Here is a 22,664-nt window from a genome sequence, read left to right on the forward strand (position 1 = left end):
TCGCTGCGCTGGGCCCTGATCAAGGCCGCCGTCGCCGGGACCACCATGGTCGCGCTGGCCTTCCTCATCCCGCTCGGCCTGATGGTCCAGCAGACCGCCCGGGACCACGCCTTCACCGCCGCCGAGCGGCAGGCCGCCGCGCTCGGCCCGGCCCTCGCCATCACCACCGACCAGATCGCCATCGACCGAGCCCTGGCCAGCACCGACGCCGGCGGGCAGGGCAGGATGGCGGTCCACCTGCCCGCCCCGGCCGCCCCGGACGCGCTCCCCGGCCCCGGCGGCCCCGGCGGGCCCACCATCGGCGAGGCCCGGGCCGCCGCCGGCGACGTGTCCACCGCCGGAGGCCAGGGCCGCTCCTTCACCGTCGAGGTGCCCGGCGGCTACGCGCTGCTCCAGCCGGTCGCGGTGGACACCGGACGCACCGCCGTGGTCGAGGTGTTCGTCGCCGACGGCGACCTCACTCGCGGCGTCTCCACTGCCTGGCTGGTGCTCTCGGGCGTCGCGCTCGGCCTGGTCGCCATCTCGGTCCTGGTCGCCGACCGGATGGGCGGCCGGATCGTGGCCTCCGCCCGGCGGCTCGCCGGCGCCGCCCGCTCGCTCGGCGCCGGCAACCTCGCCGTACGGGTCCCGGTGGACGGCAAGCAGGCCGCCGGCAGCCCCGAGGAACTGCGCGAGGCCGCCCACGCGTTCAACACCATGGCCGACCGGGTGGTCCAACTCCTCGCCGCCGAACGGGAACTGGCCGCCGACCTGTCCCACCGGCTGCGCACCCCGCTGACCGTGCTGCGGCTCAACGCCGCCTCGCTCGGCGAGGGCGACGCCGCCGACGCCACCCGGCACGCGGTCTCCCAACTGGAGCGCGAGGTCGACCAGATCATCCGCTCGGCCCGCCGCGACCCCGAGGACGTGCCCGCCGTCGCGGTCGGCTGCGACGTCGCCGAGGTGGTCCGCGAACGGGTCGGCTTCTGGTCCGCGCTGGCCGAGGACGAGGGCCGCTGCTGGCAACTGGCCGGCGCCGACCGGGCGACGCCCGTCCCGGTCCAGCGCGCCGACCTGGCCGCCACCGTCGACGCGCTGCTCGGCAACGTCTTCCGGCACACCGCCGTCGGCACCGCCTTCTCGGTGGACGTGCTCGCCACCGAGACCTCGGTGATCGTCCTGGTCGGCGACGCCGGCCCCGGCTTCAGCGACCCGGCCGCCGCCCTCAAGCGCGGCGAGGGCCACGGCGGCGAGGGCTCCACCGGCCTCGGCCTCGACATCGTCCGCAAACTCGCCGAGTCCACCGGCGGCGACCTGGCGCTCGGCCGCTCCGCCGTGCTCGGCGGCGCCGAGGTCCGGCTGCGGCTGCGGACCCGCCCGGACGGCACCCCCGCGCGGGCGGGGCGGCGGCGCGGCCGGGGCGCGCTGTTCCAGAAGTGACCGCTTCCTCGGCTGTTGCCTCGGCCGCTTCCTCGATCGCTCCCTCAGCCACTTCCTCGACCGCTTCCTCGATCGCTCCCTCGACCTCGGCCGAGGCCCGGGGAACCGTGGTGGCCGGTCTTCGTGCGCGCCTGACGCCCTGTCGGCTTCGGGATCTTCCTTAAGCGCGGCCTAAGGGAGTTCTTCCCCTCGCTCAGCCCGCCGGTTCGGCCCCCCGGCCGCCGCTAGCGTCGGTCGCGCCGGTCACCCGACCGAGCCGGGCCGGCCGCCCGGACGTCCGCACGCACCCGCGCCCGGACCGCGGCCGACCGACGGCACCCCGGAGGTAACGCGCCATGACCACCCAGCCCAACCGCCGCCCAGGCCGCCGCAGGCGCAGCCGCAAGGGCGCGATCGTCGGGGCCTCGGCGGTCGCCGCCGCCCTGGTCGCGGGCGGTGTCGTCGTCCTCGCCTCCTCGGCCAGCGCCGCCTCGCTCGGCGCCGTCTACAGCCGGACCAGCAGCTGGGACTCCGGCTACACCGGCCAGTACCTGGTCACCAACCCGGACAGCGGCCCGATCGAGGACTGGACGCTCAGCTTCGACCTCCCGGCCGGGGCGAAGATCGACTCGCTCTGGAACGCCACCTTCACCGCCGCCGGCCAGCACGTCACCGTCAAGCCGGAGGCGTGGAGCAAGCGGCTGGAGCCGGGCAAGAGCGTGGTGGTCGGCTTCGTCGCCCAGGGCGCCGGCGCCGCGCAGGCCGAACCCGGCAACTGTCTGATCGACAACACCTCCTGCAAGGCCGGTGACGGCACCGCACCCACCCCCTCGGGCCGCCCCACCACCACCGCGCCGACCAGTCCGGTGTCGACCGGTCCCGTGCCGACCACTCCGGTGTCGACCGCTCCCAAGCCGACCGGGACCGGCACCCCCACCGAGGCCCCCTCCCCCACGGGGACCGCGAGTGCCACTCCCTCGGCGAAGCCGACCACCCCGGCGCCGACCCCCACCCCGACCGCCACCCCCACGGCGACCGGTGTGCCCGTACCCCCGGCCGGCGCCGGGGCCGGTTTCGCCCCGTACGTCGACACCTCGCTCTACCCGCCGTACGACCTGGTCGCCACCGCCAAGGCCACCGGGGTCAAGAACTACACCCTCGCCTTCGTGGTGTCCGGCGGTGGCTGCCAGCCCAAGTGGGGCGGCGTCAGCGACCTGTCCGCCGACGCGGTGGCCGCCCAGATCGGCGCCCTGCGGGCGATCGGCGGCGACGTCCGGGTCTCCTTCGGCGGCGCCAACGGCAGCGAGCTGGCCCTCGCCTGCGGCTCCACCGCGGACCTGGCCGCCGTCTACCAGAAGGCCGTCGACGCCTACGGCCTGACCAGGCTCGACTTCGACGTCGAGGGCGGCGCGATCGCCAACACCGCCGCCAACACCCGCCGCGCCCAGGCCATCGCCCAGCTGCAGAAGAACGCCGCCGCCAAGGGCAAGGCGCTCGACGTCTCCTTCACACTGCCCGCGCTGCCCTCCGGCCTGACCCAGGAGGGCGTCAACCTGGTCGCCGACGCCAAGAACAACGGCGTCGCGATCGGCGCGGTCAACATCATGGCCATGGACTTCGGCGACGGCGTCGCCCCGAACCCGCAGGGCCAGATGGGCAAGTACGCGATCGCCGCGGCCACCGCCACCCAGGCCCAGGTCAAGAGCGTGCTCGGACTGGACGACGCGGCCGCCTGGCGCAAGGTCGCCGTCACCCCGATGATCGGCGTCAACGACGTCGCCAGCGAGGTCTTCACCGTCGCCGACGCCAAGCAGCTCGCCGACTTCGCGGCGTCCAGGCACCTCGCGTGGCTGGCCATGTGGTCCGGCACCCGAGACAAGGCCTGCGACGGCGGGGCCAAGGCCTACGCCGATGCCAGCTGCAGCAGCGTCGTCCAGCAGCCGCTGGACTTCACCCGGGCCCTCGGCGCCTACACGGGCTGAGGCACGGGGCCGCTGAGGCCCTGAGCCCCTGGGGCCACTGAGGCCGCTGAGGCCGCTGAGGCCCTGAGCCTCCCCCCGGTGGCCTCGGCCGTCCGTGCTCCGCCCGCAACGGAGTACGGCCGGTCGGGGCCCATTCGTCACCCTGCGTGACTACCTGTGCCCAGGCCCGGTCGGCCCGCATCCGGTATCGTCGGCGATTGGTCGAGCGGTGGACGGAGTGGACTGGTGACAGCGGTGCAAGACGAGCGCAGCCCGGTGCGGACCGCACCCGACCCCGCGCCCGCCCCCCTGTCGGACCGGCTGCGGACCGTGCTCGGCGCCCCCGTCCGCGCGCTGCGCGAGGCCCCCCGTCGACCGCTGCTGGCCGCCTCGGCCCTGGCGCTCCTCTCCCTGGTCGTGTACGCGGTGGTCCGCCACTTCGTCAACACCTCGATGGTCGACATGATCGTCTACCGGGCCGAGGGTGCCGCCGTGGCCAACGGCACCGACCTGTACGCACTGCGCGTCACCGAGTGGAACCTGCCCGCGACCTACCCTCCGTTCGCGGCCATGCTGTTCGTGCCCACCACCTGGTTCCCGGTCCCGTTCCTCCGGGTGGCGATCACTCTCGGCAACCTCGGGCTGCTCGCCCTGTTGACCCACCTGTCCTTCAAGCTGGTCGGCTGGCCGCGCCGCGAACTGCGGCCGATCGGCGTCATCCTGGTGACCGGCCTCGGCGTCTGGCTCGAACCCGTCTTCACCACGCTCCGGTACGGCCAGATCAACCTCGCGCTCGCCTGCCTGATCCTCTGGGACCTCACCCGTTCGGACGCCCGCCGCAGCAAGGGCATGGCGATCGGCATCGCCGCCGGCCTCAAGCTCACCCCTGGCCTGTTCGCCGTCTACCTGCTGATCACCGGCCGGGTCCGGGCCGCCTTCGTGGCCGGCCTCACCTTCCTCGGCACCTTCCTGATCGGCGCCGTCGTCCTGCCCGACGCCACCTGGGGCTTCTGGACCAAGTACCTCTACGACTCCTCCCGGGTCGGCAAGACCGAGATCGTCGACAACCAGTCGCTGCGCGGCGCCCTCGCCCGGCTGCTGCACACCGCCGACCCCGGCACCCTCGCCACCCTCGCGGCCGGCCTGGTCGCGGTGGCCGGCCTCGCCGTCGCCGCCTGGGCCCACCGCAGCGCCCGCTGGCTGCCCCGGGCCGAGGCCTGGGGCGTCTGCTGCGCCGCCGTCACCGCCGTGCTGATCTCACCGATCAGCTGGACCCACCACTGGGTCTGGTGCGTGCCGGTGCTCGTCCTGCTCGCCACCGAGGCCTCCGTCGAGCACGCCCGTCCGGTCGGCGTCCGCCGGTTGCGCTGGCGGGCCGCCTTCTGGGCGACACTGCTCGCGTTCCTCTCCTTCGCGATGTGGGCCGCCAAGCCGCTCGGGCCGGCCGTCCTCCACATGGCGCCGCTGCGCCAGCTGCCGACCTCGGTCTACCCGTGGGTCGGGCTCTGCTTCCTGCTCGCCGCCGCCATCCGGATAAGGGCCAGGCGACGCTCCGCCGGGGCACCGCTGGTCCGGCTGCCCGGACAGCGCGACGGCGGTGGCCCGGACGCCACCCGCGGCCGTCAGCAGGCCCCCGCGGCCCGCTGAGCCGGCGGGGGCGCGGCTCCCGTCGCGTCGCGAGGTCCCGGCAGGGTGCGTGCTGTGGCCGGCCGGTGCGTTCGCGGTCGTGCGCGTGCTGGTGGTCGTGCGCGTGCTCACGCAAGCAGGTCCGCGAGCGAGCCGTCCATGTCCAGCGCGGCCATCTCGCTGCCCGGCGGGACCAGCCGGTGGGCCCGCTCCAGCCAGGCCGCGACGACCGGCAGCGGCGCCTCCAGCAGGGCGTCGCCGGCCGGGGAGCTCAGCGCCAGGCAGAGCACGCTGCGCCGGCCCGAGCGGGTCGGCCAGATCCGCACGTCGCCCTGGCCGCACGGCCGGAAGGTGCCCTCGACCAGCAGCTCGCGGGCGAACACCCAGGTCACCGGGGAGCCGGTGTCCAGGTGGAAGGTGATGTGCACCGCGTACGGGTCGTGGCTGCCGTAGGACAGCCGGGCCGGGACGGGGACGCTGTGCTCGGGGGAGAGCACCAGGTTCAGCTCCAGTTCGTGCTCGACCACGCTGGTGGGGCGCTCCATGATCGTTTTCCTCTCGGCCTTGGGTTCCTGCCCGGTTCCGGGCCCGGTGACCTTTGAGAGGGCGGTCCACGCCGGCTCTTACACACGTTTCCGGGATTTCTTCGGGAAGTTCGACGAGGGGTGTGGTGAGGCGACGGGTGGTGAGGCGCGGGGTGGTGAGGCGCGGGGTGGTGAGGCGACGGGTGGTGAGACGCGGGGTGGTGACCGGTGGGGACCGCGGCGCGCGGACGCCCGCCGCGCGCCGGGACGGTTCGGCCGCCCTTACCCCGGAGGGCCCTCCGCTGTCCGGTGATTGACCAACTTTCCGTCGGCACCTCGACGAGGCACTACCCTTTGTTACTGTCCGGCGACTGTCCGCCTACCGGCGGTGCCCCCCACCCACGCGCGCCGGACGGCTCGCGGGTGCGCCGGGCGGGCGTGCCGTGTCGGCCCCGCCAGGACCCGCCAGGAGAGAAGACCCCATGACGGACCGCCCCTTCGCCGGCGCCGGCGACTCGGCCGTCGGACCCGAGCCGGGTTACTACCCCGACCCCTCCATCCCCGGCTTCGTCCGGTACTGGGGCGGCTCGGCCTGGGTGCCGGGCACCAGCCGGCTCGCACCCGCCGAGGGCGAGGTGCTGGATCCGCCCCGGTTCGCGTCCCGGCGGCCCGCCGCCGGCGCGGCGGGGACGGCGCGGGCGGTGCCGCCACCGGCGGTGCCGGAGGCGGCCGTTCCGGAGGCGGCGTCCCCGGAGCCGTCCTGGGGCGGGACCGCGCACGGCGGGGGTGGGGGCGGGGACACCGGGCCGGTGTACTTCGACCAGACCGCGGGTGGGGCGAAGTTCGTCCTCGGGTCGCGGGTGGCGGAGGTGATCGGCGGGCCGGTGTTCCGGACGGTCGGGGAGCCGGAGGCGTCCGAGAACCCTGAGGTGTCCGGGGTGGCTGGGGCGTCCGGGGTGGCTGGGGCGTCCGGGCCGGAGATGGCGGCGGTCGAGGTGCCGGTCTTCGGCGAGGCGGTCCTGGGCGAAGCGGTCCTGGGCGAGCCGGTGGTCGAGGTTTCGGCGGTCGGGGGTGCGGCAGGCCAGGGCGAGGTGGAGGAGCTCGGCTGGCAGGCCGTTCCGCAGGCGCAGCGGGGGCTGATGGAGACGGGTGGCGAGCCGCACCGGGTCTCCTGGGGGGTGCTTTCGGGGGCGCCCGACGGGGAGGAGGGGCGCGCGAGGGAGGTCCGCGCTTCGGTTGCTGTTCCGGTCCGGGCTTCGGCCGGAAGGCCGGCCGCCGCTTCGGCCGGGGTGGAGGTGGCCGCCGCCTCTGGAGCGCCCGCGACCGTCCCGGCGGCGGTGGCGGTGCGGGAGGCGCCGTCGCCCGTTGCGTCGCCCGTTGCGTCACCCGTCGCGGCGTCCGTTCCGGCGGCTGCGCGCGGGGCCGGGCGTGCCGTCGAGTCCGAGTCCGAGTCCGCGTCCGAGCCCGAGCCCGCCGTACCGGCCCCGGCCCCGGCCGCCGCCGGAGCGGTTCCGGTCCGGGCTCAGGGCCGACCCCCCGCGCCTGCCGCGCCCGCCGGGTCGCTGCCGGTCGTGCGCCCGGCCCGGGAGGCCGTCGCGCGGCGCCGACCCGCCCCGGCCGCGCCTGCCCCCACCGTGCCCGCCTCCGTGACGCCCGCCGGACTCGGACGTCGGCTGGCCGCGCGCGCCGTGGACACCGTCGTACTCCTCGTGGTCGCCGTCGCCGCCGGAATCCCGCTCGGCCGCTCGGCGTCCGAGCACCTCCAGCAGAAGCTCGACCAGGCCAGGATGGCCAGTTCCCTCACCCGGCGCCAGGTCCAGGTCTGGCTGGTGGACGACGTGGTGCTGGGGAAGGTCGCGGTCCTGCTCGGCATCCTGCTCTTCGTCAGCCTGCTCTACGAGGTGCTGCCGACCGCCCGCACCGGCCAGACCTTCGGCAAACGGCTGGCCCGGATCCGGGTGGCGGACGCCGCCGCCCCCGGCGCCCGGACCAGGTTGAGCCTCGGCCGCTCGCTGCTCCGGTGGGCCGTGAGGCAGCTCGGCCTGCTGCTGCTCGTCGGCCTGGTCTGGCCCGTGTTCGACCGCCCGGCCCGGCGCGGCTGGCAGGACCGGGCCGCCCGCACCCGGGTGGTCCGCGACTGAGGCCTCCCGGCGTGGCGGTCGGCTCCCGGCGCGGAGGCACCATCCGGAGCGGGGGCGTCGTCCGGCCCTGGCGGCAAAACGGACAGAATGTCCCAAACGGCGAGAATGTGTGATGTTCTACTCGACGGATGAGCACTCACGACCCCTCAGGCTCCCAGCCGGAGGGGGGCGGCCAGCCCTCCTTCGACAAGCAGTCCCCGCAGCCGGGCGGCGGCACGCCGGAAGACCGGCCGTCGGACCCGAACCCGCCGCCCGCCCCGCCGCCCGCCGACGGCCCGTCCGACGGCACCTCCGACACCCCGTCCGACGGCCCCGGCGCGTACGGCGGCACCTACGGCGGCCCGACCGGCGGCCAGAGCCCGCCCGGCGGCAGCCCCTACGGCCGGAACCCCTACGACCAGCCCCCGCCCGGCTACGGCCCCACCGGCTACGGAACCCCCGGCGCCGGGCCCGTCCCCGGCATGCCGCCGATCGGCAGCTGGCCCAGGCGCATCCTCGCCCGCCTGATCGACTACCTCCTCGTCCAGGCCGTCGCCGTGATCGTGGTGGCCCCCTTCGCCGACTTCGGCAACCGCTCCGGCGAGGTCGGCGCGTTCTGGCTCGGCTGCGGCATCTACCTCCTCTACGAGGGACTGATGCTCGGCCGGGACGGCCAGACCCTCGGCAAGAAGGCGATGCACGTCCGCGTCGCCATGCTGATCGACGGCAACAAGCCCACCCAGGGCGCCGCCTGGACCCGCGCGGCCGTCTACATCCTCCCGGCCGTGATCTGCTGCGCCGCCTTCTGGTGGATCATCGACGGGATGTTCGGCGTCTTCGACAAGCCCTACCGTCAGTGCATCCACGACAAGGCCGCGAAGACCGTGGTGGTCACCACCGACTGACCGGCCGAGCGGGCTGCGACGCCCGGCGGCGGACTGGCGTTGCTAGCGCTGCCGGGCGTACTCGTGTCCGGCCGGGGCCGGGGAGGCCGCTCCCGCCCTCGCCGCCGACCGGCCGGACACGGCGACCGACAACACCGTCACCACGGTGCCGAGCGCCAGGGCGAACCCCTCCAGCACCGCGACCTCCAGGACGCCCGAGGCGCCCGAAACGGCCAGCAGCGCCACAGTGGCGGCGACGACGGTGAACGAGCCGAGGCAGTACTGGGCAGCGGACGGACGAGGCATGGCGGGGGTCCTTCGCACGTCGGGGGGAACGAGCGGGAATGGCGCCGGTCCCAGAAGTGCTGCCCGGCAAGGGAGTTCGGTAAGTCCAGGCTAACCCGCCGGACCGGGAGCACGGGGGGCGCACAGGCTCACCCCGGGGTCGTCCGCCCCCTCGGTACGGTGAACCCGACCGCGCCCGCCCCACCCACCCGGGGGAACACCCGTGCCCATCCCCGCCGACTGGCCCACCACCGAAGCCCAGGCACTCGCCGAACAGGAACGCCTGCGCCCCCTCGTCCAGACCCACGACTCCGACGACCCCGACGGTTCCGGCTCAGGTTCCGGTTCCGGCTCCGGCGGTGGCGGGGTCGGGCGGCTCATCGCCGGCGTCGACGTCGCCTACGACGACGAACACGACCTCGTCGCCGCCGCAGCCGTCCTCCTCGACCACGACACCCTCGCCGTCGTCGAACAGTCCACCGCCGTCGGCCGCATCCCCTTCCCCTACACCCCCGGACTGCTCGCCTTCCGCGAACTCCCCGCCGTCCTCGACGCCCTCGCCGCCCTCACCCGCACCCCCGACACCGTCGTCTGCGACGGCTACGGCCTCGCCCACCCCCGCCGCCTCGGCCTCGCCAGCCACCTCGGCGTCCTCACCGGCCTGCGCACCCTCGGCGTCGCCAAAACCCCCTTCACCTTCCACCACCACGACCCCGACACCCCCCGCGGCTCCACCACCCCGCTCACCGACCCCGCCACCGGCGAAGAAGTCGGGCGCGCCCTCCGCACCCGGCCCGGCGTCAAACCCGTCTACGTCTCCGTCGGCCACCGCATCAGCCTCGACACCGCCGTCCGCACCACCCTCCAACTCGCCCCCCACTACCGGCTCCCCGAAACCACCCGGCACGCCGACTCCCTCTGCCGCCGCGCTCTCGCCGACGCCCTCCACGCGAGGACGCCTGCGAACTGACCAGGTACCAGGCGGAATTCGGGCCCCGTGTGTTAGACATGAGACACCGGGGCCCAACCCCGGCAGCGACCCACGGACGCACGGGGGAGGCGCCGAAATGGCAACAGGAACCGGTACGACCGGAGGCGCCGGCCGGGGCTACCGCGTCGAGGTCGAACAACTCCGCGCCTTCGCCGCCCAAGTCCGGCTCCTCCTCGCCGAATTCCAGCACCACGCCGACGGCACCGGCACCCACGGGCGCAGCGGCATCGGCAGGACCGCCTTCGGCACCTTCGCCGAAGCCACCGAGATCCACAACCGCTACAACACCATGCGCGACGGCCTGCGCGACGTCCTCAACCAACTCCAACAAGCCGTCGACGAAGCCCAGAAGAACGCCGAACTCACCGCCACCACCTACGAAGAACACGACCAGCACACCGCGAAGAAACTCAAACTCGGCGACGACGGCTGGTCCGTCGCCAACCCCTCCGCCAGCAGCAAGGCCGCCTACGAGCACACCGTCGCCCCACCCGCCCCCTGACCCCCGGCCACCACCGGCCGAGCCCGAACGGAGGCGACCCCCCCATGGCCTACACCGACTTCACCACCTACAGCCACGCCCAACTCCGCACCATGGCCCAGGCCCTCAACCCCGGCGAAGTCATGGCCGCCGGCGACCCCTGGCGCCACGCCGCCGACACCCTCAAGGCCATCCGCGCCACCCTCACCCGCGCCAGCACCGAAGCCGCCGTCACCTGGGAAGGCGCCACCAGCGACGCCTTCCACACCCGCATGCTCCACCTCGCCGACAGCATCAACAACGCCGCCTCCTACGCCAACGACGCGGCCAACACCCTCCACAACATGTCCGAGGCCATCGCCAAGGCCAAGCGCGACATGCCCGAGGAACCCAGCACCTGGGAAAAGGTCAAGGACACCGTCGGCGACGGCGTCTCCTCCGTCTTCGGCGGCGACGACGAACACATCCCCGTCGCCGACCGCCGAAAAGCCGAAGCCGCCACCGTCATGCAAACCCTCGCCATGCACTACCGCATCGCCACCCCCACCCTGAAGCCGCCACCCTCACCGGGAACTCCGTCGAAGCCCGGAGCTCGCGACGACTTCGCCGACAAGACCGGTGCCGACCAAGGCGGGGCGGCTGCGGTGGGCGGCCTCATGACCGGCATGGGGGTTGGCAACATGGGCTCGCTCGGAGGCCTCTTCACTCCATCGGAGACGGAGCCCTCGAAGCCTCGGGGTCGCAGGCCGAGCAGCGCCGGTGCGGCCCCGGAGTCGCCGGGTGCCTCGGGAAAGACCTCGGTGGCCTCGGAGCCCGGGATCAAGGGCGGGGTGGCCACGGCACCGGTCAAGCCGGGGCCGGTCAACTTCGGCGCGGGCACGACGGTGGACGGTGCGGGCATCGCGCCGCCGACGGCGGCCGGGAGGCCGGCGTCGACCGGGGTGACGGGCACGCCGGCCTCCCCGGGGCCGGGCACCCAGACCGCTGCCGGCCCAGGAGGGTTCGGGCCGGGCGGTGGCGCAACGACGCCGGGTCTGTTCGACGGGGTGAGGGAGAAGCCGGCGGTCGTCGAGCGAGAGCTGGGGGGCCGCGGCAACCTACCGGCCGGACCCGGTGCAGGCCGCGGCGGCCAGGTCCCCGAGGGCGTCCACGGCGGCGGCCAGGGTGACGGGGGCAGAGGTGGTTCGGTGGCCGGTCGGGTCGGGGGCGGGGTGGTGGGTGTCGGCGAACGACCGGGAGCCGTACCGGGTGGCCGGGCGCCCGCCGGGGAGGGCGCCTCCGGCGGCAGGCGGGCCTTCACCGAGGGTGGGTCCGGTCTCGGGCTGCGCAATCGCCCGCGGCCGGAGTCTGCGGGCGTCCCCACGTCGTCCCAGGTGTCGGCAGTTCCGTACGGGGGCGCCCAGGGGCGGGCCAAGGACAAGGAGGGCGGCCGCAAACGGCCGGACTACCTGGTCGAGGACGAGCAGACCTGGGCATCGGAAGGGCCCGTCAATCCGAACGTGGTGAAATGACTCCTGGTCCGCAGACGACCGGGTGATTCGATCGGGGCCCTCGCGGTTCGTGGACCACGGGGGCGTCGCTGTGCTGAGTGGGGTGACCGGGCTTGAGGGACGGGCGACTTGGGCGCGGACTGGCCGTGCTGGCGGCAGGAAGTCTGGTTGTGGCGATCGGGGCGGGTCGGGCCGGCGCGGACAGTGTCCGCGACGAGCAGTGGGTGCTCGGCGACTACCGGGCCGAAACGGCGTTGTGGCCGGTGTCGCAGGGCGGAGGTATCACGGTGGCTGTCATCGACAGCGGTGTGATGACGAGCCATCAGGATCTGATCGGACAGGTGGTGCCCGGGGCCGACTTCTCCGGTGACAGCGGAGACGGCACGGTTGACAAGGATGGCCACGGCACCGGGATGGCGAGTCTCATCGCCGGTCACGGCCATGGCGACGGAGCCGGCATCATGGGCCTGGCGCCGAAGGCGAAGATCCTCCCGGTCCGCGTGAGTTGGGACTCCACTGACGCCGTGGCGCAGGCCGGTCTCGTCCGGGCGATCCGGTTCGCCGTTGACCACGGTGCCAAGGTGGTCAACATGTCCATCGGCGGTTACGCCGGGGCGGACCAGGAGACCAGGGCGGCAGTCAAGTACGCCGTCGACCACGACGTGGTCATGGTTGCCGCGACGGGAAACAGTGGGAACCAGGCCACCCATGTCGAGTACCCGGCGGCCTTCCCCGGAGTGGTGGCGGTCGGCGCGGTGGACCGGCAGGGGCGACTGTGGGAGAAGTCGAGCTACGGACCGGAGACCACACTGGTCGCCCCCGGGGCAGAGATCTACCGGGCCAGTGCGAAGACCTCTGCCGGCTACGGCGTGGGCAACGGCACCTCGGATGCCACCGCCTACGTCTCCGCCACCGCCGCGTTGATCCGGGCGAAGTATCCGGAGCTTTCGGCGGGGCAGGTGATCAATCGGATGATCAGGACTGCCACGCCGCCGCAGGACGGGTCGGCGGTGCCGGGGAGCAGGTACGGCTTCGGGGTGCTGGCGCCGGCGAAGGCGTTGGAGGCCGATCCGGGGGTGGACGGCGAGTCTCGGGAGAATCCGTTGGTGGGGCGGGCGGAGTCGCGGGGGGCTGCGGGGGACGGAGTGACGGAGCCGCCGGGGGGCGAGGCCGTGGTGCCTGCGGCTGGGGCCGGTGGGGCCGGTGGGGCCGGCGGGGGCGGCTGGTTCGGGGTCGGGGTTGCGGTGGGGGTGGCGTTGTGGGGGGTGCTGGTCGGCGGGGTGGTGGCGGTCGTGGTGTGGGTGGTGCGGGTGCGGCGGCGCAGGGGTGCGGGTGGCTGAGGGCTGCGGGCGGGGTGGCAGCATTTTGGTGGCGGTTGGCGTCCTTGCCGCTGGTGGGGCGGGTGGTGGGGTGGCCATGCTGGGGTCATGAGTGCTTCTGAGCGTGGCGTGGATCCGGTGGGTGTGGTCGTGCCGGACGGCAAGGACTGGACGTGGGTGTTGGAACGCCCGTGTCCGGATTGTGGGCTGGACGTTCCGGCGGTGGTGCGGGAGGACGTCGCGGGGATGGTCCGGGCCAATGCGGAGGCCTGGGTGGCGTTGTTGGCCGGAGCCGAGGAGGGTTTGCGTCGGCGGCCGCGGCCGGGGGTGTGGTCGGGGCTGGAGTACGCGTGCCATGTCCGGGACGTGTTCCGGCTGTTCCGGGTCCGGTTGGACCTGATGCTGGCCGAGGACGACCCGCTGTTCCCGAACTGGGACCAGGACGAGACGGCGGTCGCCGAGCGGTACGGGGAGCAGGTGCCGGCGGTGGTGGCCGGGGAACTGACGGCGGCCGCGGAGGCGCTGGCGGCGGCGTTCGGGCGGGTGGCGGGCGAGCAGTGGGGGCGGACCGGGGGCCGTAGTGACGGGGCACGGTTCACGGTGGAGTCGTTCGCCCGTTATCTGATCCACGACCCGGTGCATCACTTGTTCGACGTGACGGGTGAGCGGGTCTGAGGGGGCTCACCAGCCGGAGGCCTCCCACAGCATGGTGCGCCGGAGCCGGCCGGCGACGCTGGCGGTGTCGGTGCCGATGACGTCGGCGATCTCGGGGGCGGCGAGGCCGACGACGTAGTGCAGGATCGCCAGGTCGTCGTCGGCGGGGTGGCGGTCCGGTGCGGCGGGCACGTGCCGGGTGTGGTCGGCGACGGTGCTGCGCAGGATCTGCCAGGCGTTCGCGGTGGGGTTGGAGCTTCCCAGCAACTCGCGCCATTGGACGGCGATTTCGGCGAACGCCTGTTGGACGGCGGTGGCCGCGCTGCTGTGCTCGGTCAGCCACACCCGGGCGTAGCTGAGGTACCGGGGGCGGTGGAGTTCGCAGAAGGCGGCGAACTCCAGTGGTACGTCCTCCGGTTCACCGGGCCTCGGGGGCGGCTCGGCGGAACTCGCGTGACGGTTGGTCATCTCGGCTTCTCGGAAAGGGAGATGGGTGGCTGACGGTCGATCATCTGCGCTCACTCTACGATATGCCCTCGGTGCGCTGGGTTACCAATCGGATTGAATGCCCGGAACCCGCCGCCGCTCGGCCGGTTCCGGTGTCGACCGGTGGGGCGTGGTGGTGCGGCGGTGGTGGGGCGGCCGGGCGGGGGATCGGTGGGGGAGGGTGGCGCAGTGGTGCGGGGGGTGTAGTTGCGAGCGCGTCGCGGCTGGTCAGGGGGTGCAGAAGGGCCGTGGTTGCAGGACGGTTGATGTGCCACCGTAGGGCTTATGGAGGCTGGCGTCCACGCCCACGGCGCGAAGCTGCGGCCGCACAACCGTCCGCGCAACCACACCTTCGGTCGCGCCCGTTCCGGCGTGGCGTGACGGGCCGGGTGGACTCCGACGTGCATGTCTCCACCGGGGGCGCGCAGCCCGGGTGCGGGCGGTGGGTGCGGACGGTGGATGCGCGCGGTGGATGCGAGGTGGACGCGCTGCGCGCCGAGGTGGGCGTGGCAGCAGGGGTGGTGGGTGGGCGGTGCGCTCGCCGCGGCGGCGGCGCACCGGGTGGCCGAGGGGGCGGAGCAGGCGCTGATCCGGACGGTCCCGCGCCTGCTGGCCGCCACCGTGCACGTCGGCCACGCCTCGGCGGCCTGGGGCCGTCCGGCCCGGGGGTCGAGGCGCGGGTGGGGTGGTCTGCCGTCAGGACTGCGGTCGGGCCTCCGTCGGGGAGAGGCGGTCGTCGACGGCGCTGCTCCGTTCGACCTGGGCGGGGAAGGACTCGATGGCCAGCCGCCGGGCGAGTTGGGCGGCGGTGGCGGCTGCGACCGCAGTCGCCGCAGCGGCCTCGGTGGCAGCCTCCTCGCGTTCGCGCCGGTGCGCGGCGCCGCTGGGGTGCCCGGCGGTGGCAGGGTGTGCGGTGCCGGTGGGGTGTCCGGTGGCGGGGTGTCCGCCGGCGGTTCGTCGGCGGCGGCCGAGCGCGGTGCGGGCGGCGTGTTCCTCGGCCGCCTGTCTCGCGGCCAGGTAGGCCTGGACGGCGGCCATGCCGTAGACCGGCTGGATGAGCTGGTGGCCTTTGAAGAAGGGTCTGGCCGGGGCGAACCCGGCGGCGACCACGAGGTCGCGGATCTCGGCTATCTCGGCCTCGCTGCGGGCGGTGAAGCGGACCTCCCAGCCCTTCTTGTACGTATGGCCCTGTTCGCCGCTGCGGCGGGCCGGGTCCGGGCGGCGGACGTATCCGGGCAGACGGCCAAGGCGGAGCTGGGCCGCGCGGAGGCCGGCGGTCTCGTCACGTGACATGACGCAAGCCTAGGCAATTCCCGGGGCGGGTTTGACGCCTGAAGGGTCTCCCGGCGTATGCCTTTGGTCACTCTGGGTCAGGCGGCCTGGTGGGCGATCGGGTTCGATCAGATATGACAACCTGACGACCGTCAATTACTCCGATTGAGTGAGGGTATGGGGACTTTAGTGCGAGCTGATCCCGGTTTCGCGACGGTTGGGTAACAGTGCGTCAGGTGGCCGGTGGCGGGTCGGAGCGGTTGGGGATGGTGTCCGCATGAGCTACCGGATTCCCACGCCGCCGCCGTCCCTGGAGGAGCTGGCGAAGCGTCAACAGAACGTCGTCACCGCGAGCCAGTTGTGCGCCCGGGGCGTGCCGGCCCGGGTCATCACCGAGCACTGTCGTCGCGGCGGGCCCTGGCGGCGGCTGCTGCCCCGGGTGTACCTGCTGCAGTCCGACGGGCCGACCCCGGAGCAGCGGATGTGGGCCGCCCTGCTGTACGCGGCGCAGAACGGTCGCGAGGAGGGCCGCCGCGAGGGCGCGGTGATCACCGGTGCGGCCGCGCTCGCGCTGTACGGATTCGCCGCGGTGCCCCGGCTGCCGGCGGTGACCGGGGTGGACGTCCTGGTGCCCCGCCAGCGTCGGCTGAAGGACGCCGGGGAGGTGCGGATCCGGCGCACCGAAAGGGAGTTGGTGGCCCGCTCGGTGCACGGCCTGGCCTGCGCGCCGGTCGCCCGGGCGGTCGCGGACGCGCTGTGCGAGTGGACCGCGGAGGAGGGTGGCACCCCGGTGCCGGTGCGGGCGCTGCTGCGCGAGGCCGTCTCGCGGCCCGACGGCCCGTGCACCGTACGGGAGTTGGCGTCCGAGCTGACCGATTCCGGGCTGACCGGCGAGCCCCGGGTGCGCGCGGCCCTGGACGAACTGCTGGCCGGTGAGCGGGACTTCGTCCTGGAGCGGGTCGGCGAACTGGTGGACGAGTGCCTGCTGCCCGTCCCGCTGGTCGGCCCCGAGCTGCGGATGCGCGGCGGCACGTACATCGCCGTCCCGGACCTCTACTGGCCGGAGCAGGGCGTCGCCGTGGAGGTGGACTCGGACCTGCGCTGCGTCAGCGAGGGCGAGGCCGCCTGGGTGCGCGGCGGCCAGCACCGGATGGAGTACCTGGGGATCCGGGTGGTGTACGTCTCCGGCGCCCGGCTCGCGGCCGACCGGGACGCGGTCGGCGCCGAACTGCGCGAGGCCCACCGGGTGGGCGGTTCGGACGTGGTGGAGTTGATGGTCGGTTAGCTCCGGGCCGGATCCGTCCGCACCCGGATCCGGGGCCGCGCCCGAGCCGCGCCCGGGGCCGCTTCCGAGTCGGAGCCGGGGCTACGCCCGAACCACCGGGGCGCCGACCAACTCGACCCCGGCGGCCCGCAGTTCGGCGAGCGCGGCGGTGGTGGTCGCCGGCGCGACCCCGGCGGTGAGGTCGAGCAGGACGCGGGTGGTGAAGCCGGCCCGGGCGGCGTCCAGGGCGGTGGCCCGGACGCAGTGGTCGGTGGCGATGCCGACCACGTCGATCTCGTCGACCTGCCGTTCGCTCAGCCACTCCACCAGACCGCGGTTGTTCTCGTCCAGCCCCTCGAAACCGCTGTACGCCGCCGAGTAGGCGCCCTTGTCGAAGACCGCCTCGACCGCACCGGAGATGACGGACGGGGCGAAGTTGGGGTGGAAGCCCACGCCTTCGGTGCCGGCCACGCAGTGCACCGGCCAGCTGGTGACGTAGTCGGGCTCGGTGGAGAAGTGGTCGCCCGGGTCGATGTGGTGGTCGCGGGTGGCGAGGATGTGCTGGTAGCCGGGGGAGGACTCGGCGATCAGGTCGGTGATGGCGGCGGCCACCTCGGCGCCGCCGGCGACGGCCAGACTGCCGCCCTCGCAGAAGTCGTTCTGCACGTCGACGACGATCAGTGCCCGGTGCATGGCTCGCATCCTCGGATGTGGGGGGCGGCCGTGGTGGCGCCCTGGTGGGGGGAGCCCTCGGGAGTACTCGGCCCGCGGCGGGGCTCGGGGGTTCTCGGGGAGCTCCGGGGGAACTCTACGGCTGACTCTAGGGAGTGGCGTGCGGGGGCGGAAGGCCTGGGGCGGACCCCGGGCCGGCGCCCGGCGCGAACCGGCGAACCGCGGCGAACCGGTGAACCACGGCGGACCGGCGAACCGGCGATCTGCGGCGGACCGGCGGCCCGGAACCGGCGGACGGCCCCGGGGTCGTCCGCCGGTCCGCGCGGGTCGGCCGGGGCGGGGTCAGAGCACGAGTTCGGTCGGCAGCACCGGGTCGCCCTTGGAGAGCTGGGTGGCCGACAGCGGCAGTGCGGCCCGGGCCCGGATGTGCCGTTCGCGCGCGGCGGTGAGCGGTTCGCGGCCGACGGCCCGGCCGGCCCGCACCAGCGGCACCTGCATCAGGTGCGGCTCCAGGTCGGCGGGGACCGCTCCGGTGCCGACCACCTCGGCCTCGGCGACGCCGTCGGCGTCGGGCCGGCGGGCGGCCCACTTGCGGCCGCCGATGCTGGTCTTGCCGCCGGCCGCGCGCTTGGCCACCGGCACCAGCGGCCCGTCCGCGCTCTCGGCGCGGGCGACCAGCTTGTAGACCATCGCGCAGGTCGGGTGGCCGCTGCCGGTGACCAGGCTGGTGCCGACGCCGTAGCCGTCCACCGGGGCGGCGGCGAGCGCGGCGATGGCGTACTCGTCGAGGTCGGAGGTGACGATGATCCGGGTCTTCGTGGCGCCGAGGTCGTCCAGCTGGCGGCGGACCCGGTGGGCCAGCAGGGTGAGGTCGCCGGAGTCGATCCGGACGGCGCCCAGTTCGGGGCCGGCCACCTCGACGGCGGTGCGGACGGCCTCGCGCAGGTCGAAGGTGTCGACCAGGAGCGTGGTGCCCTTGCCCATGGAGGCGATCTGCGCGCGGAAGGCGTCCCGCTCGCTGTCGTGGACGAGGGTGAAGGCGTGGGCGGCGGTGCCGGTGGTCGGGATGCCGTGGGTGAAGCCGGCCTCCAGGTCGGAGGTGGCGGCGAAGCCGGCGACGTACGCGGCCCGGGCGGCGGCGACGGCGGCCTGCTCGTGGGCGCGCCGGGCGCCCATCTCGATCACCGGGCGGCCGCCGGCCGAGGCGGTCATCCGGGAGGCGGCGGCCGCGATCGCGGAGTCGTGGTTGAGGATCGAGAGGATCACCGTCTCCAGGATCACCGCCTCGGCGAAGCTGCCCTCGACGGTGAGCAGCGGCGAGCCGGGGAAGTAGACCTCGCCCTCGGGGTAGCCGTGGATGTCGCCGGCGAAGCGGTAGTCGGCGAGGTAGCGCAGGGTGTCGTCGTCGACCACGCCCTGGCCGGCCAGCCAGTCGAGCTGCGGGGTGGTGAAGCGGAAGTCCTCGATGGCGTCGAGCACCCGGCCGGTGCCGGCCATGACGCCGTAGCGGCGGCCGCTGGGCAGGCGGCGGGTGAACACCTCGAACACGGAGCGGCGGTGCGCGGCCCCGCTGCGCAGGGCGGCCTGCAGCATGGTGAGCTCGTAGCGGTCGGTGAGGAGCGCGGTCGAACCGGCCGCGCGCACTGAAGTGGCGTCCATGCGGATGATGCTACTACCACTTAGCGTCAGAGTGACGATTTCTCGTGCTGCGAGCCGGGCCGGAATCGCCCGGGGATCCCCCGGATGGCAGCATGGGGCTGAAGAGGCGTGGACGGACTGCGCAGCGAGGAGGATCCGGCGGTGAGTGTCGCGCCCGTGGAGATCGAGCGCCCGGAGGTCGAAGGACTACCGGTGGTGGAGCCGGACACGCCCTGGGTGACCATCGTGCACAACGACCCGGTGAACCTGATGAGCTACGTCCAGTACGTCTTCCAGGCCTACTTCGGCTACCCGAAGGACAAGGCCAGGAAGCTGATGATGGAGGTGCACACCAAGGGCCGGACGGTGGTCTCCAGCGGCTCCCGCGAGGAGATGGAGCGCGACGTCCAGGCGATGCACGGCTACGGCCTCTGGGCGACGCTGCAACACGACTGACCGCGGCACGACAGACCGCGGCACGACTGACCGCCGCACGACTGACCGCAGTGCGACCGGCGCAGTGCGGACCGCGGCGCGACCGGCCGCGGAGCCGGTACCCCACCCGAGACGACGAAGACGGGCTGACCGATAGACATGGCTGGGTTGTTCGAGAGTGCCGGCGGCGGGAGCGCGGCGATCGCGCTGGACGAGGTGGAGGCCTCCATCCTGCGCTCCCTGGAGGTGGGGATCCTGCAGCTGATCGGGCCCGGCCCGGGCGGGGACGGCGGCGATCCGCTGGCCGCGCTGTTCGCCGAGGGCCCGACCGAGGCGCCGGCCAACCCGATGCTCGCCCGGCTCTTCCCGGACGCCTACGGCGACCCGGCCGGGCCGGAGAACGAGGAGAGCCGGGCCGCCTCGGGCGAGTTCCGCCGCTACACCGAGGTGGACCTGCGGACCCGCAAGCGCGAGGACGCCCTGCACGTCGTCCGGATGCTCGACGGGCTCGGCGGTGAGGGCGGGGTGGTCAAGCTGGACCCCGCCGACGGCCTGCGCTGGCTGGGCGCGCTCAACGACCTGCGGCTGACCCTGGGCGTCCAGCTGGAGGTCAGCGAGGACGACGAGGAGCTCTACGAGCTGCCGGACGAGGACGACCGCAAGCCGCTGGTGATGGCGTACGTCTGGCTGGGGGCGCTCCAGGAGACGCTCCTGGAGGCGATCGCGGACTGATCGTGCCCGCTTCCGGGCAGGCCCCGGTCGATTCGTCCAATATGTGGACGAACGGCCGGGGCATTTCTCTTTAAATCGGGCAAAACATAGCAGGTCATGCTCAAATAACGCTCAGATGAACACCGCTATCCGAACCCTGCGTGGTACGACTTCTCCACCCCACGAGACCCACCCAGGACGGTGCACCATGGCCGAGCAGCTGTACGACGACGTGGTCGACGCGAAACCGGACGAGGAGGGCTATCACCGGGGGCTGGGAAGCCGCCAGATCCAGATGATCGCGATCGGCGGTGCCATCGGCACCGGCCTCTTCCTCGGCGCGGGCACCGCGATCTCCCGGTCCGGCCCGAGCCTGATCCTCTCCTACGCCGTCGCCGGCGTGGCGATCTTCGTGATCATGCGCGCCCTCGGCGAACTCCTCACCTACCGCCCGGTCTCCGGCAGCTTCGCCGAGTACGCACGCGAGTTCCTCGGCCCCTTCGCCGGCTACGTGACCGGCTGGACGTACTGGCTGTTCTGGGTGGTCACCGGCATGGCGGAGACCACCGCCGCCGCCGTGTACGTGAGGTTCTGGGCGCCCGACATCCCGCAGTGGGCCAGTGCACTGACCTTCCTGGTGATCCTCTACGCGGCCAACCTGATCTCGGTGAAGCTGTTCGGCGAGATCGAGTTCTGGTTCTCGATGGTCAAGGTCACCGCCATCATCGGCATGATCCTGATCGGCATCGGGGTGCTCACCCTCGGCTTCAGCAAGGCCGGTGACACCGCGTCGATCACCCACCTGTGGCAGGACGGCGGCTTCTTCCCCAAGGGCATCGGCGCCACCGTGATGACGCTGCAGATCGTCATGTTCGCCTACCTGGGCGTCGAACTCGTCGGCGTCACCGCCGGGGAGAGCGAGAACCCCGAGAAGACCCTGCCGCGCGCCATCAACACCCTGCCCTGGCGCATCATGCTGTTCTACATCGGCGCGCTGGTGATCATCCTCTCGCTCGTGCCGTGGACCGAGTTCCAGCCCGGCGTCAGCCCGTTCGTGGCCGCCTTCGGCAAGATCGGCATCCCGGCCGCGGCCGGCATCATCAACTTCGTGGTGCTCACCGCCGCGCTCTCCTCCTGCAACTCCGGCATGTACTCCACCGGCCGGATGCTGCGCGACCTCGCCCTGCGCGGCCAGGCCCCGGGGCAGCTCACCAAGCTCAACACCCACCGCACCCCGGCCTTCGCGATCACCCTCTCCTGCCTGCTGATGGGCGTCGGCGTGGTGCTCAACTACCTCGTCCCGGCCAAGGCGTTCGAGTACATCACCTCCGTCGCCACCGTCTGCGGCCTGTGGACCTGGGCGATGATCCTGATCTGCCAGATCCGCTACCGCAAGGCCTGGCGGGCCGGCCACCTGCCGCCGCCCACCTTCAAGGCGCCCGGCGGCGCCTGGACCAGCTGGACCGCGCTCGCCTTCCTCGCCCTGGTCGTGGTGCTGATCGCGTTCGACGCGGACAACCGGATCTCGCTGTACGTCTTCCCGGGCTGGGCCGTCCTGCTGGTGATCGGCTACCAGGTGCTCAAGCGCCGCAACCCGAGGGCCGCCCACGGCGTCGCCCACGACCACCTGCACGTGCGCAACGGCGGCTGAACCGCCGGGACCTGGCCGCCGCGCCCAGGTGGCGGACACCCGGTGACCGCGCTCCGGACGCCCCGGCGGACACCCGCCGGGGCGTGGCTATCCTGACCGCATGCTGACCATCACCCGAGAACTCCGCGACCGGATCGTGGCCCACGCCCGCGCCGACCACCCGGACGAGGCCTGCGGCGTGGTCGCCGGACCGGCCGGCAGCGGACGGCCCGAGCGGTTCGTCCCGATGCTCAACGCGGCCCGCTCGCCCACCTTCTACGAGTTCGACTCGGGCGACCTGCTCAAGCTCTACCGCGAGATGGACGACCGCGACGAGGAGCCGGTGATCGTCTACCACTCGCACACCGCCACCGAGGCCTACCCCTCGCGCACCGACGTGAGCTACGCCTCCGAGCCGTTCGCCCACTACGTCCTGGTCTCCACCGCCGACGGCAACGGCGAGGACGACCCGTTCCAGTTCCGCTCGTTCCGCATCGTGGACGGCGAGATCACAGAGGAAGACGTCCAGGTCGTCGAGGCCCACCCGGCCTGACCAGCACCCACCTGGGCGCGGCCCGCCGACCGCCCGCGAGCGGTCGGCGGGCCCGTGTCGTCTCAGCCCGAGAAACGGGAACATCCGGATCCCGAGACGGGCATGGAGGAGCGGGCCGGGGAATCTATACGATGAGCCCATGCGTTCCGTCGATGTGAGCAACCAGGCCCCGGGCACCCGCCTCGTGGCGCGCCTGCACGTCGACCTGTGCCGGCTCGCCAGTGCGATCTGTCCCGGCACGCCCGCGCGTTCGCGCTGAGCCGCCCGCCC

22 protein-coding genes are annotated in these 22,664 nt (G+C 73.6%); 16 read left to right on the forward strand and 6 right to left on the reverse strand.

Going from position 1 to position 22,664, the window contains the following annotated elements; genetic code table 11:
- Positions 1-3: 3 nt before the first annotated feature.
- The 3 genes from AB0P03_RS08510 (at position 4) to AB0P03_RS08520 (ending at position 5,006) form a co-directional block, all read left to right on the forward strand.
- A complete protein-coding gene (locus tag AB0P03_RS08510; RefSeq protein ID WP_363628196.1) occupies positions 4-1,419 on the forward strand; it encodes a HAMP domain-containing sensor histidine kinase in 1,416 nt (471 codons plus the stop codon).
- Between the two features lie 335 nt (positions 1,420-1,754).
- Positions 1,755-3,380, forward strand: a complete 1,626-nt coding sequence (locus AB0P03_RS08515) for a cellulose binding domain-containing protein (RefSeq protein ID WP_363628105.1) — start codon at positions 1,755-1,757, stop codon at positions 3,378-3,380.
- Positions 3,381-3,605: 225 nt separating this feature from the next.
- Entirely contained in the window at positions 3,606-5,006 is a 1,401-nt protein-coding gene (locus AB0P03_RS08520) for a glycosyltransferase 87 family protein (protein ID WP_363587195.1), read from the forward strand.
- Between the two features lie 107 nt (positions 5,007-5,113).
- Here the strand turns inward: AB0P03_RS08520 and AB0P03_RS08525 are convergent, their stop codons facing one another.
- A complete protein-coding gene (locus tag AB0P03_RS08525) occupies positions 5,114-5,530 on the reverse strand; it encodes an SsgA family sporulation/cell division regulator (RefSeq protein WP_063349195.1) in 417 nt (138 codons plus the stop codon).
- 461 nt (positions 5,531-5,991) lie between these two features.
- On the opposite strand from AB0P03_RS08525, the gene AB0P03_RS08530 reads away from it, so the two are divergent.
- Together AB0P03_RS08530 and AB0P03_RS08535 are read left to right on the forward strand one after the other, a co-directional pair.
- The gene (locus AB0P03_RS08530) at positions 5,992-7,650 is read left to right on the forward strand and encodes an RDD family protein (RefSeq protein WP_363628106.1); all 1,659 of its coding nucleotides are present in this window, start codon (positions 5,992-5,994) and stop codon (positions 7,648-7,650) included.
- Positions 7,651-7,778: 128 nt separating this feature from the next.
- Complete coding sequence (locus tag AB0P03_RS08535; RefSeq protein WP_363628107.1) at positions 7,779-8,534, forward strand: RDD family protein; 756 nt, start codon at positions 7,779-7,781, stop codon at positions 8,532-8,534.
- Between the two features lie 42 nt (positions 8,535-8,576).
- On the opposite strand, the gene AB0P03_RS08540 is transcribed toward AB0P03_RS08535, so the two are convergent.
- Positions 8,577-8,819, reverse strand: a complete 243-nt coding sequence (locus AB0P03_RS08540) for a hypothetical protein (protein ID WP_363620090.1) — start codon at positions 8,817-8,819, stop codon at positions 8,577-8,579.
- 202 nt (positions 8,820-9,021) lie between these two features.
- Here AB0P03_RS08540 and AB0P03_RS08545 point away from each other — a divergent pair, with 202 nt between their 5' ends.
- The 5 genes from AB0P03_RS08545 to AB0P03_RS08565 all read left to right on the forward strand — a co-directional run bounded on the left by AB0P03_RS08545 (position 9,022) and on the right by AB0P03_RS08565 (position 13,754).
- Complete coding sequence (locus AB0P03_RS08545) at positions 9,022-9,768, forward strand: endonuclease V (protein WP_363628108.1); 747 nt, start codon at positions 9,022-9,024, stop codon at positions 9,766-9,768.
- A 97-nt stretch (positions 9,769-9,865) separates the two neighbouring features.
- Entirely contained in the window at positions 9,866-10,291 is a 426-nt protein-coding gene (locus AB0P03_RS08550; RefSeq protein WP_363628109.1) for a hypothetical protein, read from the forward strand.
- 44 nt (positions 10,292-10,335) lie between these two features.
- Complete coding sequence (locus AB0P03_RS08555) at positions 10,336-11,781, forward strand: hypothetical protein (protein WP_363628110.1); 1,446 nt, start codon at positions 10,336-10,338, stop codon at positions 11,779-11,781.
- Between the two features lie 149 nt (positions 11,782-11,930).
- A complete protein-coding gene (locus AB0P03_RS08560) occupies positions 11,931-13,100 on the forward strand; it encodes a S8 family serine peptidase (protein WP_363628111.1) in 1,170 nt (389 codons plus the stop codon).
- An 87-nt stretch (positions 13,101-13,187) separates the two neighbouring features.
- Positions 13,188-13,754, forward strand: coding sequence for a DinB family protein (locus tag AB0P03_RS08565; RefSeq protein ID WP_363628112.1), 567 nt, complete (start codon positions 13,188-13,190; stop codon positions 13,752-13,754).
- Between the two features lie 6 nt (positions 13,755-13,760).
- Here the strand turns inward: AB0P03_RS08565 and AB0P03_RS08570 are convergent, their stop codons facing one another.
- The gene (locus AB0P03_RS08570) at positions 13,761-14,201 is read right to left on the reverse strand and encodes a hypothetical protein (protein ID WP_063349204.1); all 441 of its coding nucleotides are present in this window, start codon (positions 14,199-14,201) and stop codon (positions 13,761-13,763) included.
- Positions 14,202-14,915: 714 nt separating this feature from the next.
- The gene (locus tag AB0P03_RS08575) at positions 14,916-15,512 is read right to left on the reverse strand and encodes a hypothetical protein (protein ID WP_363587186.1); all 597 of its coding nucleotides are present in this window, start codon (positions 15,510-15,512) and stop codon (positions 14,916-14,918) included.
- A gap of 256 nt (positions 15,513-15,768) precedes the next feature.
- Between AB0P03_RS08575 and AB0P03_RS08580 the strand changes: the two genes are divergently transcribed.
- Positions 15,769-16,776 carry a hypothetical protein gene (locus tag AB0P03_RS08580; RefSeq protein WP_363628113.1) on the forward strand — a complete coding sequence of 336 codons (1,008 nt, stop codon included), beginning with the start codon at positions 15,769-15,771 and terminating at the stop codon, positions 16,774-16,776.
- A gap of 81 nt (positions 16,777-16,857) precedes the next feature.
- Here AB0P03_RS08580 and AB0P03_RS08585 read toward each other — a convergent pair whose 3' ends face one another.
- Positions 16,858-17,448 (reverse strand): isochorismatase family protein, encoded by a 591-nt coding sequence (locus AB0P03_RS08585; protein ID WP_363587184.1) that lies wholly within the window; start codon positions 17,446-17,448, stop codon positions 16,858-16,860.
- 321 nt (positions 17,449-17,769) lie between these two features.
- Positions 17,770-19,086: a nicotinate phosphoribosyltransferase gene (locus AB0P03_RS08590; RefSeq protein ID WP_363628114.1), complete on the reverse strand. Its 1,317-nt coding sequence runs from the start codon at positions 19,084-19,086 to the stop codon at positions 17,770-17,772.
- Between the two features lie 141 nt (positions 19,087-19,227).
- Between AB0P03_RS08590 and clpS the strand changes: the two genes are divergently transcribed.
- The 5 genes from clpS (at position 19,228) to AB0P03_RS08615 (ending at position 22,653) form a co-directional block, all read left to right on the forward strand.
- Entirely contained in the window at positions 19,228-19,521 is a 294-nt protein-coding gene (gene clpS / locus AB0P03_RS08595) for an ATP-dependent Clp protease adapter ClpS (protein ID WP_063351371.1), read from the forward strand.
- Between the two features lie 138 nt (positions 19,522-19,659).
- On the forward strand, positions 19,660-20,232 hold the full coding sequence (locus AB0P03_RS08600) for a DUF2017 domain-containing protein (protein ID WP_363628115.1): 573 nt from the start codon (positions 19,660-19,662) through the stop codon (positions 20,230-20,232).
- 187 nt (positions 20,233-20,419) lie between these two features.
- Positions 20,420-21,862, forward strand: coding sequence for an amino acid permease (locus AB0P03_RS08605; RefSeq protein ID WP_363587181.1), 1,443 nt, complete (start codon positions 20,420-20,422; stop codon positions 21,860-21,862).
- Between the two features lie 100 nt (positions 21,863-21,962).
- Positions 21,963-22,394: a M67 family metallopeptidase gene (locus AB0P03_RS08610; RefSeq protein ID WP_363587180.1), complete on the forward strand. Its 432-nt coding sequence runs from the start codon at positions 21,963-21,965 to the stop codon at positions 22,392-22,394.
- A gap of 139 nt (positions 22,395-22,533) precedes the next feature.
- The gene (locus AB0P03_RS08615; RefSeq protein WP_347878546.1) at positions 22,534-22,653 is read left to right on the forward strand and encodes a putative leader peptide; all 120 of its coding nucleotides are present in this window, start codon (positions 22,534-22,536) and stop codon (positions 22,651-22,653) included.
- Positions 22,654-22,664 lie beyond the last annotated feature (11 nt).

Origin of the sequence: Kitasatospora sp. NPDC088779, from assembly GCF_040685395.1 — a bacterium.
Lineage (GTDB): Bacteria > Actinomycetota > Actinomycetes > Streptomycetales > Streptomycetaceae > Kitasatospora.

Bases quoted from the DNA above. Each gene is read 5' to 3' on its own strand.
- AB0P03_RS08530 (WP_363628106.1), top strand. From the start codon at position 5,992: ATGACGGACCGCCCCTTCGCCGGCGCCGGCGACTCGGCCGTCGGACCC.
- AB0P03_RS08600 (WP_363628115.1), top strand. From the start codon at position 19,660: ATGGCTGGGTTGTTCGAGAGTGCCGGCGGCGGGAGCGCGGCGATCGCG.
- AB0P03_RS08535 (WP_363628107.1), top strand. From the start codon at position 7,779: ATGAGCACTCACGACCCCTCAGGCTCCCAGCCGGAGGGGGGCGGCCAG.
- AB0P03_RS08515 (WP_363628105.1), top strand. From the start codon at position 1,755: ATGACCACCCAGCCCAACCGCCGCCCAGGCCGCCGCAGGCGCAGCCGC.
- AB0P03_RS08605 (WP_363587181.1), top strand. From the start codon at position 20,420: ATGGCCGAGCAGCTGTACGACGACGTGGTCGACGCGAAACCGGACGAG.
- AB0P03_RS08585 (WP_363587184.1), bottom strand. From the start codon at position 17,448: ATGCACCGGGCACTGATCGTCGTCGACGTGCAGAACGACTTCTGCGAG.
- AB0P03_RS08610 (WP_363587180.1), top strand. From the start codon at position 21,963: ATGCTGACCATCACCCGAGAACTCCGCGACCGGATCGTGGCCCACGCC.
- AB0P03_RS08540 (WP_363620090.1), bottom strand. From the start codon at position 8,819: ATGCCTCGTCCGTCCGCTGCCCAGTACTGCCTCGGCTCGTTCACCGTC.
- AB0P03_RS08555 (WP_363628110.1), top strand. From the start codon at position 10,336: ATGGCCTACACCGACTTCACCACCTACAGCCACGCCCAACTCCGCACC.
- AB0P03_RS08570 (WP_063349204.1), bottom strand. From the start codon at position 14,201: ATGACCAACCGTCACGCGAGTTCCGCCGAGCCGCCCCCGAGGCCCGGT.
- AB0P03_RS08525 (WP_063349195.1), bottom strand. From the start codon at position 5,530: ATGGAGCGCCCCACCAGCGTGGTCGAGCACGAACTGGAGCTGAACCTG.
- AB0P03_RS08615 (WP_347878546.1), top strand. From the start codon at position 22,534: ATGCGTTCCGTCGATGTGAGCAACCAGGCCCCGGGCACCCGCCTCGTG.
- AB0P03_RS08580 (WP_363628113.1), top strand. From the start codon at position 15,769: ATGAGCTACCGGATTCCCACGCCGCCGCCGTCCCTGGAGGAGCTGGCG.
- AB0P03_RS08590 (WP_363628114.1), bottom strand. From the start codon at position 19,086: ATGGACGCCACTTCAGTGCGCGCGGCCGGTTCGACCGCGCTCCTCACC.
- AB0P03_RS08575 (WP_363587186.1), bottom strand. From the start codon at position 15,512: ATGTCACGTGACGAGACCGCCGGCCTCCGCGCGGCCCAGCTCCGCCTT.
- AB0P03_RS08550 (WP_363628109.1), top strand. From the start codon at position 9,866: ATGGCAACAGGAACCGGTACGACCGGAGGCGCCGGCCGGGGCTACCGC.
- AB0P03_RS08565 (WP_363628112.1), top strand. From the start codon at position 13,188: ATGAGTGCTTCTGAGCGTGGCGTGGATCCGGTGGGTGTGGTCGTGCCG.